Origin of the sequence: Streptomyces sp. NPDC004111, assembly GCF_042874215.1 — a bacterium.
GTDB lineage: Bacteria > Actinomycetota > Actinomycetes > Streptomycetales > Streptomycetaceae > Streptomyces.
Window position 1 is genome coordinate 1 of the sequence record NZ_JBIAMU010000002.1, and the last position, 17,006, is coordinate 17,006.

The following is a 17,006-nucleotide window of genomic DNA, read 5'->3' on the forward strand; positions in this document are numbered from 1 at the left end:
AACTCCAAACACTCGGCACCCGCGTCACCCTCGCCGTCTGCGACGTCGCCGACCACGACTCCGTCGCCGCACTCCTCCAGCAGACCGGCCCCCTCTCCGCCGTCGTCCACACAGCGGCCCTCCTCGACGACGCCACCACCGACACCCTCACCACCGACCAACTCCACCGCGTCCTGCGCGTCAAGGCAGACGGCGCACTCCACCTCCACCACCTCACCCAGCACATGGACCTGGACGCCTTCGTCCTGTTCTCGTCCATGGCGGGCACGGCCGGTACTCCCGGTCAGGGCAATTACGCGCCGGGGAACGCGTTCGTCGACGCCCTCGCCGAGTACCGGCGTGCCCAGGGTCTCCCGGCCACGTCGATCGCCTGGGGGCTGTGGGCCGGCAACGGCATGGGCGAGACCGAAGCAGGCGAAGTCGCCCGACGCCACGGCGTCCCCGCCCTCGACCCCGACCTCGCCCTCACCTCCCTGCGCACCGCAGTCGAACAGGGCGACACCGTCGTCACCGTCGCCGACATCGACTGGGAACGCCACTACACCGCCTTCACCGCCACCCGCCCCAGCCCCCTCCTCACCGACCTCCCCGAAGTACGCCAACTCGTCGACACGGGGGCGGGCACCGGTGACGAGGCGGGTTCCGACAGCCCGTCGGGGCTGCCGGAGCGTCTGGCGGGGCTCAGCGGGGCGGAGCAGGACGAGTTCCTGCTCGACCTCGCCCGAAAGCACATGGCTGTGGTTCTCGGGCACTCGTCGCCGGAGGCCGTCCCGGCGGACCGCGCGTTCATGGAGCTGGGCTTCGACTCGGTGATGGCGGTGGAGTTCCGCAACCGGCTCGGCGCCGCCACCGGACTGCGGCTCCCCGCCACCACCGTCTTCGACCACCCCACCCCGACCGCTCTGGCCCGCTATCTGAAGGCGGAGCTGGTCGGTGCCGTCGGTGAGCCCGTCCGTTCCGATGCCGCTCAGCAGGTGGTGGCGGTGGACGACGATCCGATCGTGATCGTCGGTATGAGCTGCCGTTTCCCCGGAGGGGCCAACTCCCCCGAACAGCTCTGGCAGCTCCTCACCCAGGGCACCGACGCCATGGCACCCTTCCCCGACGACCGCGGCTGGGACCTGGCGTCGCTCCACCACGAGGACCCGAACCACCCCGGCACCTCGTACACCAGCGTCGGCGGCTTCCTCAGCAATGCCACGGAGTTCGATGCGGGCTTCTTCGGGATCTCACCCCGTGAAGCCCTCGCCATGGACCCCCAGCAACGACTCCTCCTCGAAGCCTCCTGGGAAGCCCTCGAACACGCAGGCATCAACCCCCACACCCTCCGAGGCACCACCACCGGCGTCTTCACCGGCACCAACGGCCAGGACTACGCCACCCTCTTCACCCACCACCAACCCCAAGAACTCGGCGGCCACATCGGCACCGGCAACAGCGCCTCCGTCATGTCCGGACGCGTCGCCTACACCCTCGGCCTCGAAGGCCCCGCCCTCACCATCGACACCGCCTGCTCCTCCTCCCTCGTCGCCCTCCACCTCGCCGCACAAGCACTCCGCAACAACGAATGCACCCTCGCCCTCGCAGGCGGCATCACCATCATGGCCACCCCCGGCCTCTTCATCGAATTCTCCCGCCAACGCGGCCTCGCCACCGACGGCCGCTGCAAAGCCTTCGCCCAAGCCGCCGACGGCACCGGCTTCTCCGAAGGCATCGGCATGCTCGCCCTCGAACGCCAAAGCCACGCCCACCACAACAACCACCCCATCCTCGCCACCCTCCGCGGCTCCGCCATCAACCAAGACGGCGCCTCCAACGGACTCACCGCCCCCAACGGACCCTCCCAACAACGCGTCATCCAAGCCGCACTCACCAACGCCGGCCTCTCCCCCGCCGACATCGACGCCGTCGAAGCACACGGCACCGGCACCACCCTCGGCGACCCCATCGAGGCACAAGCCCTCCTCGCCACCTACGGCCAAAACCGCGAACACCCCTTGCTGCTGGGCTCCGTGAAGTCCAACATCGGCCACACCCAAGCCGCCGCAGGCGTCGCCGGCGTCATCAAAATGATCCTCGCCATGCAACACGGCCTCCTCCCCCAAACCCTCCACATCGACGAACCCACCACCCACGTCGACTGGACCACAGGCAACATCGAACTCCTCACCAAGCAGACCGAATGGCCGCAGACCGGCGCTCCACGGCGCGCGGGCGTGTCGTCGTTCGGCGTGAGCGGCACCAACGCCCACGTCGTCCTCGAACAGCCCTCACCTGTGGTGGAACCCCCGGAGACACGAGTCGCACTGCCCGTAGTGCCCTTGGTGTTGTCCGCCTCCGACGGCAACGGCCTGCGGGCGCAGGCCGAACGCCTCAGGTCCTTCGTGACCGAGCACCCGGAGCTGGACCCGGCCGACATCGGCTGGACGCTGGCGACGGGCCGGGCGGCGTTCGCCCACCGCGCGGTCGTCGTGGGAGCCGGCCGTGACGAACTCCTGCACGGCCTGTCCACGCTGGAAGCGAGCAACACAGCCGCCACGACCGGCCACAAGACCGTGTTCGTGTTCCCGGGCCAGGGTTCCCAGTGGACCGCCATGGCCACCGAACTCCTCGCCACGTCGGCCGTGTTCGCCGACCGGATGCAGGAGTGCGCCGACGCGCTCGCCCCGTTCGTGGACTGGTCTCTCTTCGAAGTCCTCGACGACGAGGAAGCCCTGCGCCGGGTGGACGTCGTACAGCCGGTCCTGTGGGCCGTCATGGTCTCGCTGGCGGAACTGTGGCGCTCGTACGGAGTGACACCTGCCGCAGTCGTCGGGCACTCCCAGGGTGAAATCGCCGCAGCCTGCGTCGCGGGCGGGCTCACCCTGGAAGACGGAGCACGTATCTCCGCCCTCCGCAGCAAGGCACTCCTCGCCCTCTCCGGACGCGGCGGCATGGTCTCCGTACCCCTTCCCGCCGACCAACTCCGCGACCGCCACGGACTGTCCATCGCGGCCGTCAACGGACCCGCCTCCACCGTCGTCTCCGGCGACAACGAAGCACTGGAAGCAGTCCTCGCGGACTTCCCGCAGGCCAAGCGCATCCCCGTCGACTACGCCTCCCACTCCGCCCACGTCGAGCAGATCAAGGACGAACTGGCACAGGTCCTGGCCGCGGTGCGGCCCCGCACCGGACACACCCCCTTCCACTCCACCGTCACCGGCCAACTCACCGACACGGCGGAACTCGACGCGGCCTACTGGTACGAGAACCTCCGCCACACCGTCCAGTTCCAGGACACCATCGAGGCGCTCCTCCACACCGGACACACCGTCTTCGTCGAGGCCAGCCCCCACCCCGTCCTCACCATCGGCATCCAGGACACCGCCGACACCCACGACACGGACATCCTCGCCACCGGCACCCTCCGCCGCGACCACGGTGGACTCGACCGGTTCTTCACGGCGCTCGGCGTTGTGCACGCCCGGGGTGTCCAGGTGGACTGGCAGCGCGTGTTCGACGGGTCAGGGGCGCGGCTGGTCGGTCTGCCGACCTATGCCTTCCAGGGCGAGCGCTACTGGCTGGAGCCGGCGCGGCCCGTGACGGAGGCGGCCGGGCTGGGGCTCGACGGGGCGGCGCATCCGCTGCTGGGCGCGGTACTGACCCTGCCCGACACCGACGGCAGTGTGCTGACCGGAGTGCTCTCGCTGGACTCGCACCCCTGGCTGGCCGACCACACCGTGCTCGGCACGGCGGTCTTCCCCGGTGCCGGATTCGTCGAACTCGCCCTCCAGGCGGGCCGGACGTTCGGTCTGACGGTGGTGGCGGAGCTGGAGCAGCACGCGCCGCTGGTGGTTCCCGAGCGGGACGGCGTGCGGATCCAGGTCGCGGTGGGCGCGGCGGAGGACGGGCAGGAGCTGCGTCCGGTGACGGTGCACTCGTGCCGTTCCGGGGAGTGGCTGCTGCACGCCTCCGGCACGCTGGCGGCTGCCGTCGGCGAGCCGGTGGCGGAGCGTACGGCCGTGTGGCCTCCGGCGGACGCGCGGCAGCTCGACGTCGCGCAGACGTACGGTGCGCTGGCCGAGCGTGGTCTGGAGTACGGCCCGGTGTTCCAAGGGCTGCGGGCCGCCTGGGTGCGTGGCGAGGAGGTGTTCGCCGAGGTGGCTCTGTCGCCCGAGGCGCACACCGAGGCGACGCGGTTCGGGGCGCACCCGGCGCTGCTCGATGCGGCGTTGCACGCGGTGGGTCTGGGCCGTTTCGTGGCCGAGCCCGACCGGGGGCACCAGCCGGTGTCGTGGACCGGTGCGTCCCTGTACGCGGTGGGTGCGTCGGCCCTGCGGGTCGCGATCTCGCCCGCCGGTGCGGACGCGGTGTCGGTCGAGGTGGCCGACGCGACAGGCGTTCCGGTGCTGTCTGTGAAGTCGCTGTCGCTGCGGGCGCTGTCGGAGGAGCGGATCGAGGACACCCGTGGGGTGGCGCGTGAGGCGCTGTTCCAGGTGGAGTGGCAGGAGGTGTCCTCGGCCTCCGGAGTCGCTGTCGGCTCCGGGGTGTCCGCCGTCCCGGCGGTTTCCGACGGGTTCGGGGCGGTGCCCCTGCCCTGGTTCGGTGACATCGGCGCCGATGACATGGCGGTGCCGGAGGCCGTGGCGCTGGCGTGCGTGTCGGACGGTGAGCCGGTGTCCGCGGTGGTCTGCCGGGTGCTGGAGGTCGTACAGCGCTGGCTGTCCGACGAGCGCTGCGCCGGGTCGCGGCTGGTCGTGCTGACCCGGAACGCGGTGGCCACCGCGCCCGGTGAGGACGTGACGGACCTGGGAGCCGCCGCCGTGTGGGGTCTGCTGCGCAGTGCGCAGAACGAGCACCCCGGCCGTTTCGCGCTCGTCGATCTCGACGGGCACCCGGACTCGGACGCGGCAGTGTGGCAGGCGGTGTCCGGTGCGGAGCACGCGCAGCTGGCGGTACGTCAGGGGCGGTTGCTGGAGCCTCGGCTGGCCGCTTTCGACACCGGGTCGGCGGTTGCTCCCGAGCCGTTCGGTGCGCAGGACACGGTCCTGGTCACCGGTGGTACGGGTGCGCTGGGCGGTCTGGTGGCCCGGCATCTGGTGGAGCGGCACGGTGCCCGGGACGTGGTCCTGGCCGGCCGGCGCGGCGAGGCCGCTCCGGGGGCCGGTGCGCTGGCGGACGGGTTGCGTGAACTGGGCGCCACCGTACGGGTGGTGGCCTGTGACGTGGCGGACCGCAAGGCGCTGGCCGGGCTGCTGGACGGTCTTCCCGGGCTGCGGGCGGTCGTGCACACCGCGGGTGTGCTGGACGACGCGGTGATCGAGTCGCTGACCCCGGAGCAGGTGCGGGAGGTGCTGCGGCCCAAGGTCGACGGTGCGTGGAACCTGCATGAGCTGACGCGGGAGCGCGACCTGGCCGAGTTCGTGGTGTTCTCGTCGTCCGCGAGTGTGCTGGGCAGCCCGGGGCAGGGGGCGTTCGCCGCGGCGAACGCGTCGCTGGACGCACTGGCGGCCCGTCGCCGGGCGTCGGGGCTGCCCGGTGTGTCGGTGGCGTGGGGTCTGTGGGCGGAGCGTCGCGGGATGACCGCGCACCTCTCGGAGCAGGACCTCGGGAGGATGGCGCGGTCCGGTGCGTCGGCGCTCTCCACCGAGCAGGGGCTGCGGCTGCTGGACCTCGCCAGGACGGCCGCCGACCCGGTGCTGCTGGCCACGCCGCTGGACACCGCCGTGCTTCAGGAGCAGGCGGACTCCGGTGCGCTGCCCGCGCTGTTCCGCGGTCTGGTGCGCACTCCGCTGCGGCGTGCGCACGCGGCCGTGGACGGGGCGGCCGACGACGGGTCCCTGCGTGCGCGGCTGGCGGGCATGCCGGTGGCCGAGCAGGAGCAGGTCGTGCTGGATCTGGTGCGTACGCACGTCGCGCGGGTGCTCGGGCACGGTTCGGCGGACGCGGTCGACGCGGGGCGCACGTTCGGTGAGATCGGCTTCGATTCGCTGATCGCCGTCGAACTGCGCAACGCGTTGGGCGCCGCGGTGGGCCTGCGGCTGCCGGCCACCACGATCTTCGACCATCCCACTCCGCTGGTGCTCGCCGCGCATCTGCGCACGGAGCTGGCCGGCGGGGCGGCCCTCCCGGAGGCGTCCGGCGCCGCCGTGCCGGCGGTGGCCGCGGCCGACGACGACCCGATCGTCATCGTCGGCATGAGCTGCCGCTACCCGGGCGGGGTGACCTCGCCGGAGGAGCTGTGGCAGTTGGTCGGTGCGGGCCGGGACGCGATCTCCGGTCTGCCGGAGGACCGCGGCTGGGACCTCGACTCGCTGTTCAGCGAGGACGCCGACGAGTCCGGTACGTCGTACGTCAGGGAGGGCGGTTTCGTCCATGACGCGGACGAGTTCGACGCCGACTTCTTCGGCATCTCGCCGCGCGAGGCGCTGGCGATGGACCCGCAGCAGCGTTTGCTGCTGGAGACGGCCTGGGAGGCGTTCGAGCGGGCGGGCATCCCGGCGGACTCGCTGAAGGGGAGCCGGACCGGTGTCTTCGTCGGCGGTGCTTCGCTGGGGTACGGCATGGGTGCCGACCCGGTGGCGGCCGAGGGTTCCGAGGGGTACTTCCTGACCGGCGGTGCGGGCAGTGTGCTGTCCGGCAGGCTGTCGTACAGCTTCGGCCTTGAGGGTCCCGCGGTGACGGTGGACACGGCGTGCTCGTCGTCGCTGGTGGCGCTGCACCTGGCGGTGCAGGCGCTGCGGTCGGGCGAGTGCACGCTGGCGCTGGCCGGTGGTGTGACGGTGATGGCGACGCCGGGTGTCTTCGTGGAGTTCTCGCGTCAGCGGGGGCTCGCGGCGGACGGCCGCTGCAAGGCGTTCGCGGACGCGGCGGACGGCACCGGGTGGAGCGAGGGCGTGGGCATGCTCCTCGTCGAGCGCCTCTCGGACGCCGAGCGCAACGGCCACCAGGTCCTGGCGGTGGTACGTGGCTCCGCGGTCAACCAGGACGGTGCGTCCAACGGTCTCACCGCCCCCAACGGGCCCTCCCAGCAGCGCGTGATCCGGGCGGCCCTGGCCGACGCGGGGCTCGCCGCCTCGGAGGTCGACGCGGTCGAGGCGCACGGTACGGGCACCAAACTGGGCGACCCGATCGAGGCGCAGGCGATCCTCTCCACGTACGGGCAGGACCGCGAGCAGCCGCTGCTGCTGGGCTCGGTGAAGTCGAACCTGGGGCACACCCAGGCCGCGGCCGGTGTGGCCGGTGTGATCAAGATGGTGATGGCGATGCGGCACGGTGTGCTGCCGCGGACCCTGCACGTGGACCGGCCTTCGTCGTTCGTGGACTGGTCGGCGGGTGCGGTGGAACTGCTCACCGAGCAGACCGCGTGGCCGGAGGTCGTACGTGCCCGGCGGGCCGGTGTCTCCTCGTTCGGTGTGAGCGGTACGAACGCGCACGTGATCCTGGAGCAGCGGCCCGGCCTCCCGGTGGAGCCGGGGGTCGTACGGGAGCCGGAGCGGCCGGAGCCCGCGGTGGTGCCGTGGGTGCTCTCCGGCCAGGGCAAGCACGGTCTGCGTGCCCAGGCCGAGCGGCTGCGGGACTTCCTGTCCGGGGCGCAGGGGGCGCCGCTGCGGCCGTCCGACGTGGGTCTGTCCCTGGCGACCACGCGTGCGGCGCTCTCGCACCGGGCCGCGGTGATCGGTGCGAGCCGCGACGAGCTGCTGGACGGGCTCGCGGCGCTGGCCGCGGGTGAGCCCGCTCCGGGGGTGGTCGTCGACTCGGCGGCTGCCGGCCGGCTGGCGGTGCTGTTCGCCGGTCAGGGCTCGCAGCGGGCGTCGATGGGGCGCGAACTCTATGCCGCGTACCCGGTGTTCGCCCGTGCGTGGGACGAGGTGTGCGCGGCCGTGGACCCGTACCTGGAGCGTCCGCTCACGGATGTGGTGACCGAAGGGTCGGGTGCGCTGGACGAGACGGCGTACACGCAGGCGGCGTTGTTCGCCCTGGAGGTGGCACTGTTCCGGCTGGTGGAGTCGTGGGGTGTCACGCCGGACTACCTGCTCGGCCACTCGATCGGTGAGCTGTCGGCCGCGTACGTGGCCGGGGTGTGGTCGCTGCCGGACGCGGCGAAGGTCGTCGCGGCGCGCGGACGCCTGATGCAGGCGCTGCCCGGCGGCGGCACGATGGTCGCGGTGGGTGCCTCCGAGGAGGACGTGCTGCCGCTCCTGGACGACCGGGTGTCGATCGCCGCTGTGAACGGGCCCGAGTCGCTGGTGGTCTCCGGTGCCGAGGAGGCCGTCGCCGCCGTCGTCGACGTGCTGGCCGAACGGGGCGTGAAGACGCGCCGGCTGCGGGTCAGCCACGCGTTCCACTCGCCGCGGATGGACGGCATGCTGGCCGAGTTCGGCGAGGCCCTGCGCGACGTAGTCTTCCGTGCGCCGCGCATCCCGGTGGTGTCGAACCTGACCGGCTCGGTGGCGGGCCGGGAGCTGTGCACGCCCGAGTACTGGGTGCGGCACGTCCGGGAGGCCGTACGGTTCTCCGACGGGCTGGCGCGGCTGCGGGAGCTGGGCACGACGACGTTCCTGGAGCTGGGCCCCGACGGGACGCTGACCGCGATGGCCCAGGCCGGTGCGCGGGGCGCCGAGTCGGCGTTCGTGCCGGCGCTGCGCGGCGGGCGGCCGGAGCCGGTCACGCTCACCACGGCGCTCGGCCAGCTCCAGGTGCGGGGGGTGCCGCTGGACTGGTCGTCGGTGCTGCCCGGTGCCCGGAGCGTGGAGCTGCCGACCTACGCGTTCCTGCGGACCCGGTTCTGGCTGGAGCCGTCGTACACGGCGGGAGGTGCGGGTGAGGCGGCCGACTTCGGTCTGGGTTCGCTGGACCACCCGCTGGTCCCGGCGATGGTGCCGCTGCCCGGCTCGGACGGCGGGGTGCTCACCGGTGTGGTCGGCACGGCCGCGAAGGGGTGGCCGAACGGCGGGACCGGTTCCCGCTCTGCCCTGTTCCCGGCGGCCGGTCTGCTGGAGCTGGTGCTCCAGGCCGGGGTGCAGTTCGACTGCCACCTGGTGGAGGGGCTGACCACGTACGATCCGGTGTTCCTCCCCGGCCGGGGCGGTCTCCAGGTGCACGTCTCGGTGAGCGGGGCGAACCCGGAGGGCCGTCGCGACGTGGAGGTGTACTGCCGTCCCGGTGCGGGGCGCTCGGGCGGTGCGGCGGCCGACGGTGACCGCGGCCGGGACTGGGTGCGCGCGGCCACGGCCGTACTCGCCGAGGGCGGTGCCGCGGTGGATTCGGCCGCTACGGAGTGGCCGCCCGCGGGGGCGGTGCCGCTGGAGGAGGCCGGGGTGCCCGCGTGGCGCCGGGGCGACGAGGTGTTCCTCGACGTCTCCCTGGCGGCCGTGGCGCCGGACGGCGAGGACGCGGCGCGCTGGGCGGTTCACCCCGCCCTGCTCGAAGCGGCACTGGCCCCCGGGTTGCTGGCGGGATTCTCCGACGATCCGCTGACGGTTCACCTGCCGTCCGTCTGGTCGCGGGTGGGGCTGTACGCGGTCGGTGCCTCCCGGCTGCGCGTCGCCCTCTCCCCCGCCGGTCCCGGCGCGCTCTCCTTGACGGCGACGGACGGCACGGGTGCGCCGGTGCTGACGGTGGAGTCGCTGGAACTGCGTTCGGTGGAAGGCGAGTTGCTGTCTTCCGGTGACGACGGCCGGTTGGCCGCCGGTGCGGTGGCCGACGGCTCGGCGGTGGTTGCCGACGGGCTGCGGGACGGGGCGGAGGCCGGTCCGGCCTCCACGTCCCGGCTCCGCCGGGCCACCGAGCCGGTTGCCCAGGACTCGGCGCTCACACTGGTCCAGCAGTTGGCGGAACGGTCGCCGGAGGAGCAGGAGGAGCTCCTTCTGGAGCTGGTCAGCACGCAGATCGCCCTCGTACTCGGGCATGCGGACGCCTCGTTCGTGGACCCGGAGCGCGGGCTGCTGGACATGGGCTTCGACTCGGTCGCCGCCATGCGTCTGCGCAACCAGCTGGAGCGGGAGACCCAGCTCAGCCTGCCGGCCGCCGTGGTCTTCGACCACCCGACGGCGCTCGGTCTGGCGCGCCACCTCCAGGAGGAGATGCTGCCCGGCGACGCCGCGGCGGCCATCCTCGTACTCGAAGAGCTGAGCAAGCTCGACGATTCGATCCTGGGGCTGGACCCGGCGGGTGCCGCCCGGGTGCGCATCACGTCGCTGCTCCAGGAGCTGTCCACGAAGTGGAAGTAGGAGCACGAACGGCCCGGCCCGTCCCCGGAGAGGGGGCGGGCCGGGCCGTGCTTTGGCAGGCGGGCCCGGGTCGGGCTCCGGCAGGCGGGTCCGGGTCGGGCTCAGGTCAGGCCGGGAGGGCCACCTTGGCCATCAGTTCGGTTCGGCCGCGCACGCCGACCTCGTCGTAGAGCTGCCGGATGCGGCGGTACATGGATCGTTCGGAGCAGTAGTGGCGGCGGGCGATCTCGGCGACCGTCATGGGCGTGCAGAGCAGCCGCATGAGTTCGGTGTCGAGCGGCTGGCCGGGCTGCCCGGCCTGCGGTTGCGGTGGCCGGCCGCGGCCGTGTGCCGGACCGGTGCGCGGCGTCTGGCTGGGCACCTGCGACAGGACCGGGCGGGGTTCGAGGTGGGCGTGGAACTGTGCGACGAGCATCTCGATCTGACGCTCGCCCGGTATCGCGAGGTTCAGCACGGCGTTGGCACCGGACTTGATGGCTCCGTACGTGCGGTGCCCGGTGACGTCGTCGGTGACGGCGGTGATCAGGGACAGCGGATGGCGCGCCCTTACGGCCCGTATCCGCTCCGCCTGGAACTCGCTGACGACCGGTACCAGGATCGGCAGGTCGAGCGGGTCGGCGGTGGTCGTCAGCTCGGCTTCCGTGGCGAAGTCGATGCCGAACCGGCCTGTGCGAAGTGCGCCGAAGACGGAGAAGACTCCCTCCGGAGCATCGAAGTGCACCTTCAGTCCGGAATGGACGACGATGCGGAAATCACGGCCTCCCCCGCGCGCGTATCTGTGCGACGGATCCGTGTCGGTGGATTGCTCCCGGTCGTTGAAGCGTACTCCAAACTCAAACAAGACTTCCCCCATGAAGTTTGTGGCTGGAGCCGATCGGAACACCGTTCTCAGTTGTGGCGAGCCCCGAGCCAAGATCAGCCTAACCCGACTCGTCCGCCTGGTCGTTGGCCAATTTCACACCCCTCACGGACCGTGACGACGGGCCCGGAGCGTAAGCGCTTTCCCCCGGGGCCCAGCCCTCCGCCTCGGGCGCAATTCTTCAAATGGCTTTCATTTGGCAGACGTTGTCATGGCGCTGCGACGAGAAATCCGCGAGGGCGATGGAAAGAGCCCCACACGCGGCAACTCCGGCAGTACTCCGCCATGGGCCATAGAGCACACCACAAGCGGAAGCAAGGCCCCCACGGGTTGCGCGTTTCGGCCAGTCGGACTTTGGCCACCCCTCCCGCGCCCGGAGATGCGATCCGCGACTTCCGGAAGGCCAGGATCCGCCGCCTCACCGGGGCCGGGCAGTTCGGTCCGTTCACCACCGCCGCACACTCCGGACCGGCGTTGAAGCGGAATCCGCACTGAAGGCCCGCCCCGCCATCAGCGCAACGCCGCCGAATATTCGAACTCCTCTTCCCCTGCGATGAATGCGGCAACACCGAAGGGAAAGCGGCAGGCCATACCCGTGACGGCGGGGTGTTCGCCGTTCACCCGGGCGAACGCTCCGGACCCACCGTCAAGGAGATCTCCGCCGGGCGCGGTTGGCCGCGCGGCTAGCGGAGTCGCGGCACGGCCTACCTACGGTGCCAGGTCAGGAGAGCCCGCCACCCCGGGGCCGCACCCGGCGGCGGCCGGGCCGCGAGTACCGGCCAGACCTGCACCCGCCCGGCCTGTCAGTGGCCGGCGGCGCACGTGCGCCGATGGCAGAGGCACAGCGAAGACGGCCGAGGCCGCACCGCACACGCTCCGGGCGGCCCTCGCGAGTCAAGGTCGGGCTCCGCAATTCCGTACGACGGAGAATTCGGCCGGCACGCGGACGCATGCGAAACAGCGCTCAGCGGAGCGCTTTACCGACTACATCTCGCAGGGCGGATAGAGATCGAGATTTGCGAGGACTCGCGTATTTCCTCGCCGCTCACCCGAACCAGAAGAACGACCGCTTCGTTCAGCCGGTTCAATTGCCTTGACGAGTTCGGCTCTTCGGCCCACCGCACCCGGAGCACCCGTAAAAAGAACTCACTCTTCGTGATGCCGATTCGGGCGTCGCCTCTCACACACGCGCACTTCACCCGGCATTCTCCGAGAATTCCGCCGGGAGCCCCCGGGGAGGGAATTCCCCGAGACCGCGGCAGCAATCTCCGCGCGTCGCGCGCAGCGCCTCCTCAGCGGCGGCCGAGCTCAGGGCGACGGTTGCGGTCCGTGCCCTGCGAGGTAGAGCCTCGTCGCGCACTCGTCCTCCGCCTCGACGAACACCGGCTGCCCCAGTGAGCGCCGAGGCGGTGCGCGGCGTCGACGAGGCGGCGGCGTTCCTCCGGCGAGCGGGCGGGGAGGCGGACCCAGCCCCGGTCGGCGGGGCCGCTCCCCGGGAGGTCACCGGCCGGGGTCTCCCGCCACCCGGGCGCGTTCCTTACGCGTGCGCGCTCATCGTGACGCAGCTGTTCTCGATGACGTGCTTGGTCGAGAACTCGCCGGTGCACATCTCCCACTCCACGAAGTCGCCCTCGGGGAGGTTCTTGTTCTGGTAGCGGACCGCGTTCAGGCCTCCGGTGTTCCAGATGATCCCGCCACGGTTGAGGACGTTGGTCTTGGGGTCGTAGGACCTCCACCGCACTACGGCGGAGTGCCCGTCGGACTTCAGGTCCGTGATGCTGAACCAGTCGCCGTTGCTGCGGAAGCAGGAGTGGACCGCGGAGCTGGACCCGCACCGGGCGCCGGAGCTGCTGGGCCAGGGGGTGGTGCCGGCGTGGTCGTACTCCAGGGTGAAGGCGGAGGACGGGCCGATCGCGAGCAGCGTGGCAGCGGTGGCGGTGCCGAGGACCGTGGCGATCCGGGATGTGCGCATGTGGCGAGACTTCCTTTACGTGTGCCGTACACCAAAGTCGTGAGTGTAAAGGGCCCCGCCGACGGGCCGCCGGCCGGGTGTACGGCAGCCGTCGCGGGTGGGGCGTCACGTCGAGGGCGGGGACGTCACATGGCGGGCGGGCCCGTGCGCACGGAGGTCTCCGCGTGCCGCAGTTCCTCCAGCAACTCGTTCTGTCCGGCGAGCAGTTCGGTGAGGATGCGGCGTGCGGCCCGCAGGAGTTCCGCCACGTCCCCGCCGGCCAGCGCGTAGCTGACGGTGGCGCCGTCGCGGATGGAGATCACGATGCCGGAGCGGCGCAGTACCGCGAGCTGCTGGGAGAGGTTGGACGGTTCGACTTCGATCTCGTTCAGGAGTTCACGTACCGGGACGGGGCCGTTCTGGAGCAGTTCCAGGACGCGGATCCGGACTGGATGCCCGAGCATGCGGAAGAACTCAGCCTTTGCTTGGTACAGCGGCACCTGCATGCGACAACACTCCCACTCGGGTTCGACCGTTCCATCAGCCGGCAGCTGGGCCTGCTGGATCCTTTATGCCCAACTCCGTTCATCCTCCCGCCTTCCGGCTCCGACACGCCCTCGGCCCACCAGATTCGGATGTTCCGAGTTGAAGAATTCTGCAACTCGTGGGCATGCGGAGCCGGAAAGGCAGGAGGAACGTCAGACCTCCAGATCCGCTTCGATCCGCCTCAGCTGGTGCCGGGCCATGGCCAGGTTCGCCCTTCCCTTGTCCAGGACGAGGTACAGGAACAGGCCGTTGCCGCCCCGTCCCTTGATCAGCCGGATGAGGTGGTACTGGGTGTTGAGGGTGATCAGGACGTCCTCGATGTCCTCCTCAAGGCCCAGCATCTCCATGGTCCGGATCTTCGCCCGGATCACGTCGGTGTTTCCCGCCGCGGCGACCGCGAGGTCGAGGTCCTTGCCCCCGCCCAGCGTTCCCAGCGCCATGCCGCTCGTGTAGTCGACCAGGGCGGCCCCCACACTTCCCTCGACCGCGGTCATGGCCTCTTTCAAGGATGTCTCCACGCCTGCCATCAGTACTCGCTCCTTCTCGCGACAGCCCCGGCCGGTGCCACATCACCGACCCGTTGGTGACCGCAGACGCTACCCGCTGATCGCCAACCGGACCCGAAACAACGGGTATTCGGCCGAAGGGGTCCCGCACGTCCTAGCATTCGCCACCGTGCCGCGAGCGCCGGTGCACGGGCCTGCCGGACGGGCAGCAGGCCGCCCCCGAACGGCCGGGAGCGTTCGGGGGCGGCCTGTGCGGTGGACGGGGTGTCAGCGCACGGTCACCTGGAAGACCGGGGAGACAACGTTGCCGCTGAAGGTACGCAGGTCGTTCTTGCCCTTCAGGCCGAGCTTGACGCCCAGCGAGTAGGAGCCGTCGCGCGCGGTGGTGACGGTCGCGGGCAGCGAGACCCACTTGCCGTGCTGCTTCTGCTGGAGCGTCACCTTGCTGCCGGGCTTGAGGCCGGTGGTCTTGCCGGTGACGCGGAACAGCTTCCAGGCGCCGACCGAGGACACGGACGGCTTGGCGGTGATGGTCGCCTTGACGGCGGCCGTCTGGTGCGCGACCGCCGCGGGCAGGCTGTGCGCGGCCGGGGTGGCCGCAGGGCTCGCCGCCGTCGCGGTACCGGCGAGAGCGACGGAAGCCGCGCCGAGGACGGCGACAGCGGCGATGCGCAGGGAGTGGCGCTTGGTGACGATCATGATTCCAGGCCTTTCATCGCAGAATTACAGGCTGTGCACCAAAGGCGGCAAAAGCGCCCATGGTGTGATCTCACCGGAAAAGATGCGCGATCACTCTGGTGCGTTGCGCGCGCTTTGTCACCGTCCTGCAACAGCCGCACCACTCGTGCGGACGCCGGAACCCGGCCGGGCCCGCCCGTCCGCGGCGGGCCCGTACGGTCTGGCCCGTCCGGGCGGGCTTCACACCCTCCGCACCACGTGCAGCAGGTACTCCCTGCGGTGCAGCGGATTGTGGTCGGTGCGCGGCCGGGCCGGGGGCCGCGGCATGCCGGTCACCGGCCGGTGGCGGGCGAAGGAGGACTCCCACAGCCCCTCTCCCCCGGTGAGGCCGGGCAGCCGGCGTTCCAGCGCGTGGACGGAGGCCGCCGGGATCTCGCCGGTCAGCAGGTACCCGTACCGCTCGGCCCGCGGCGGGGCCGGTACCGCGCGCAGCCGGGACAGGAGCGGCAGGATCTGCCCGAGCGCCCCGGCCGGTACTTCGAGGCGGAAGTCGTGCAGCGGTTCCCTCACCGTCGTCCCGGCCCTGCTCAGGGCGGTCATCAGGACCAGCGGGGTGAGACGGCGGAAGTCTCCGGCGGTGCTCATGACGGAGCTGAATCCGGAGTGCGTCAGCGTGACGAGGCAGTCGCTCACCTCCCAGCCGTACAGGCCCTGGCGGAGGGTTTCCCGGACGGTGTCCTCCACCGCGCGCATGAACGCGTAGGGCATGGAGCCGAGTTCGACGCCGAGCCGGTAGGTCGTGCCGCTTCCCGCGGGGCCGCTCTCCACCCGCAGTCCGACGGTCGCGAAGAAGGGATTCCCGCCCTCGCCCATCGTCTCGTGCGCCTGGCCGGGGCCGTTGACGCTCTCCTGGTGGATGGTGGTCGTCGGGGAGAACGCGACGGGAATCCCGTACTCCTCGGCGAGCGTGGTCCCGATGACCTCCTTCTGCACCTCCCCGTACAGCGAGACCGACACCTCGCGCCGGATCTCGTCGTGCCGCAGGCCGATCAGCGGGTCCTGTTCGGCGAGTTGGACGAGTGCGGTGTGCAGCGCGGCGCGGTCGGCGGGGCGGGCCGGGGCGACGACGGTCTCCAGGGTGGGCGGGGCGAAGTGTCCGCCCGCCGTCGTACGCGGTCCGGGCTCGCCGACGGTGTCGCCCACGCGTACGTCGGTGAGGCCGAGCAACTGGCCGATCCGCCCGGCCTCGACCGCGTCGGCGCGTGCCGCCGCACCGTCCGTGAACACCCGTACCCCGGTCACCCTGGCCTCGCGGGCTTCGCCGCGTCCCTGCCGGAGGGTCACGCGGTCGCGCACCCGGACCGTGCCGTCGAACAGCCTGACGTACGCGACGCGTTCTCCGGCGGGGCCCCGGTCGACCTTGAAGACCGTGCCCGACACCGGCCGCTTCGGGTCTCCCCCGGCGCGCGGCAGCAGTTCGGCGATGCCTCGGGTGAGGGTGTCGATGCCGGCGCCGGTGATGGCCGAGCCGAAGAACACCGGGTGGATCTCGGCGCGTTGGGTCTGGCGCAGGAGTTCCCGGCGCAGCCGGGCGGCGGGCAGCGGGTGCGGCAGGGCGTCCAGGTATGCCGCGAGGACGGTGTCGTCCTGCTCGGCGAGGCACTGGCCGAGGCGGTCGGCGAAGTCCGGGTCCCCGTCCGCGTACGGCTGGAAGGCGGCGGTGGGCAGGCCGGCGTCGCGCACCGTTCCCAGGGGGGCGAGGGCGGGTGTGAGCCGCTCGCCGAGGGAGCGGAGCACGTCGGTGTCCGCGGCTCCCCTGCGGTCGATCTTGTTGACGAGGATCAGGGTGGGGATCCGCAGGCGGCGCAGGGTGCGCATCAGGACGCGGGTCTGCGCCTGGACGCCCTCGACGGCCGACACCACCAGTACGGCGCCGTCGAGCACGCCGAGTACCCGTTCCACCTCGGCGATGAAGTCGGGGTGCCCGGGGGTGTCGATCAGGTTGACCGTGCGGCCGTCGAGCGCGAACGACACGACGGCGGACTTGATGGTGATGCCGCGCCGGCGTTCCTGGGCGAGGCTGTCGGTGTGGGTGCTGCCCGCGTCGACGCTGCCGATCTCGTCGACGACTCCGGCGAAGTGCAGGAGCCGTTCGGTCAGGCTGGTCTTGCCCGCGTCGACGTGGGCGAGGATGCCCAGGTTGAGGGAGTCAGCCGCGGTCGGGGCCGAGGCGGGGTGCGCGTGGGTGTGCGCGC

The 17,006-nt window shown here is 71.6% G+C and carries 7 protein-coding genes; 1 reads left to right on the forward strand and 6 read right to left on the reverse strand.

All coding sequences use genetic code 11. The features are described from left to right. Positions 1-10,211, forward strand: a 10,211-nt coding sequence (locus ACFYVL_RS04550; RefSeq protein WP_389241327.1) for an SDR family NAD(P)-dependent oxidoreductase, incomplete at its 5' end; no start/stop codon positions are given. Positions 10,212-10,317: 106 nt separating this feature from the next. Here the strand turns inward: ACFYVL_RS04550 and ACFYVL_RS04555 are convergent. The 6 genes from ACFYVL_RS04555 to ACFYVL_RS04580 form a co-directional block, all read right to left on the reverse strand. Beyond that, entirely contained in the window at positions 10,318-10,932 is a 615-nt protein-coding gene (locus ACFYVL_RS04555) for a DNA-binding response regulator (protein WP_389241328.1), read from the reverse strand. A gap of 1,675 nt (positions 10,933-12,607) precedes the next feature. Beyond that, positions 12,608-13,042 carry a hypothetical protein gene (locus ACFYVL_RS04560; protein WP_389241329.1) on the reverse strand — a complete coding sequence of 145 codons (435 nt, stop codon included), beginning with the start codon at positions 13,040-13,042 and terminating at the stop codon, positions 12,608-12,610. Between the two features lie 125 nt (positions 13,043-13,167). Further along, on the reverse strand, positions 13,168-13,527 hold the full coding sequence (locus ACFYVL_RS04565; RefSeq protein ID WP_389241330.1) for an ArsR/SmtB family transcription factor: 360 nt from the start codon (positions 13,525-13,527) through the stop codon (positions 13,168-13,170). Between the two features lie 192 nt (positions 13,528-13,719). Continuing rightward, positions 13,720-14,094: a hypothetical protein gene (locus ACFYVL_RS04570; protein WP_389241331.1), complete on the reverse strand. Its 375-nt coding sequence runs from the start codon at positions 14,092-14,094 to the stop codon at positions 13,720-13,722. A gap of 246 nt (positions 14,095-14,340) precedes the next feature. Then, positions 14,341-14,772, reverse strand: coding sequence for a hypothetical protein (locus ACFYVL_RS04575; protein ID WP_389241332.1), 432 nt, complete (start codon positions 14,770-14,772; stop codon positions 14,341-14,343). 219 nt (positions 14,773-14,991) lie between these two features. Further along, the gene (locus ACFYVL_RS04580; RefSeq protein WP_389241780.1) at positions 14,992-16,950 is read right to left on the reverse strand and encodes a GTP-binding protein; all 1,959 of its coding nucleotides are present in this window, start codon (positions 16,948-16,950) and stop codon (positions 14,992-14,994) included. Positions 16,951-17,006: the final 56 nt, after the last annotated feature.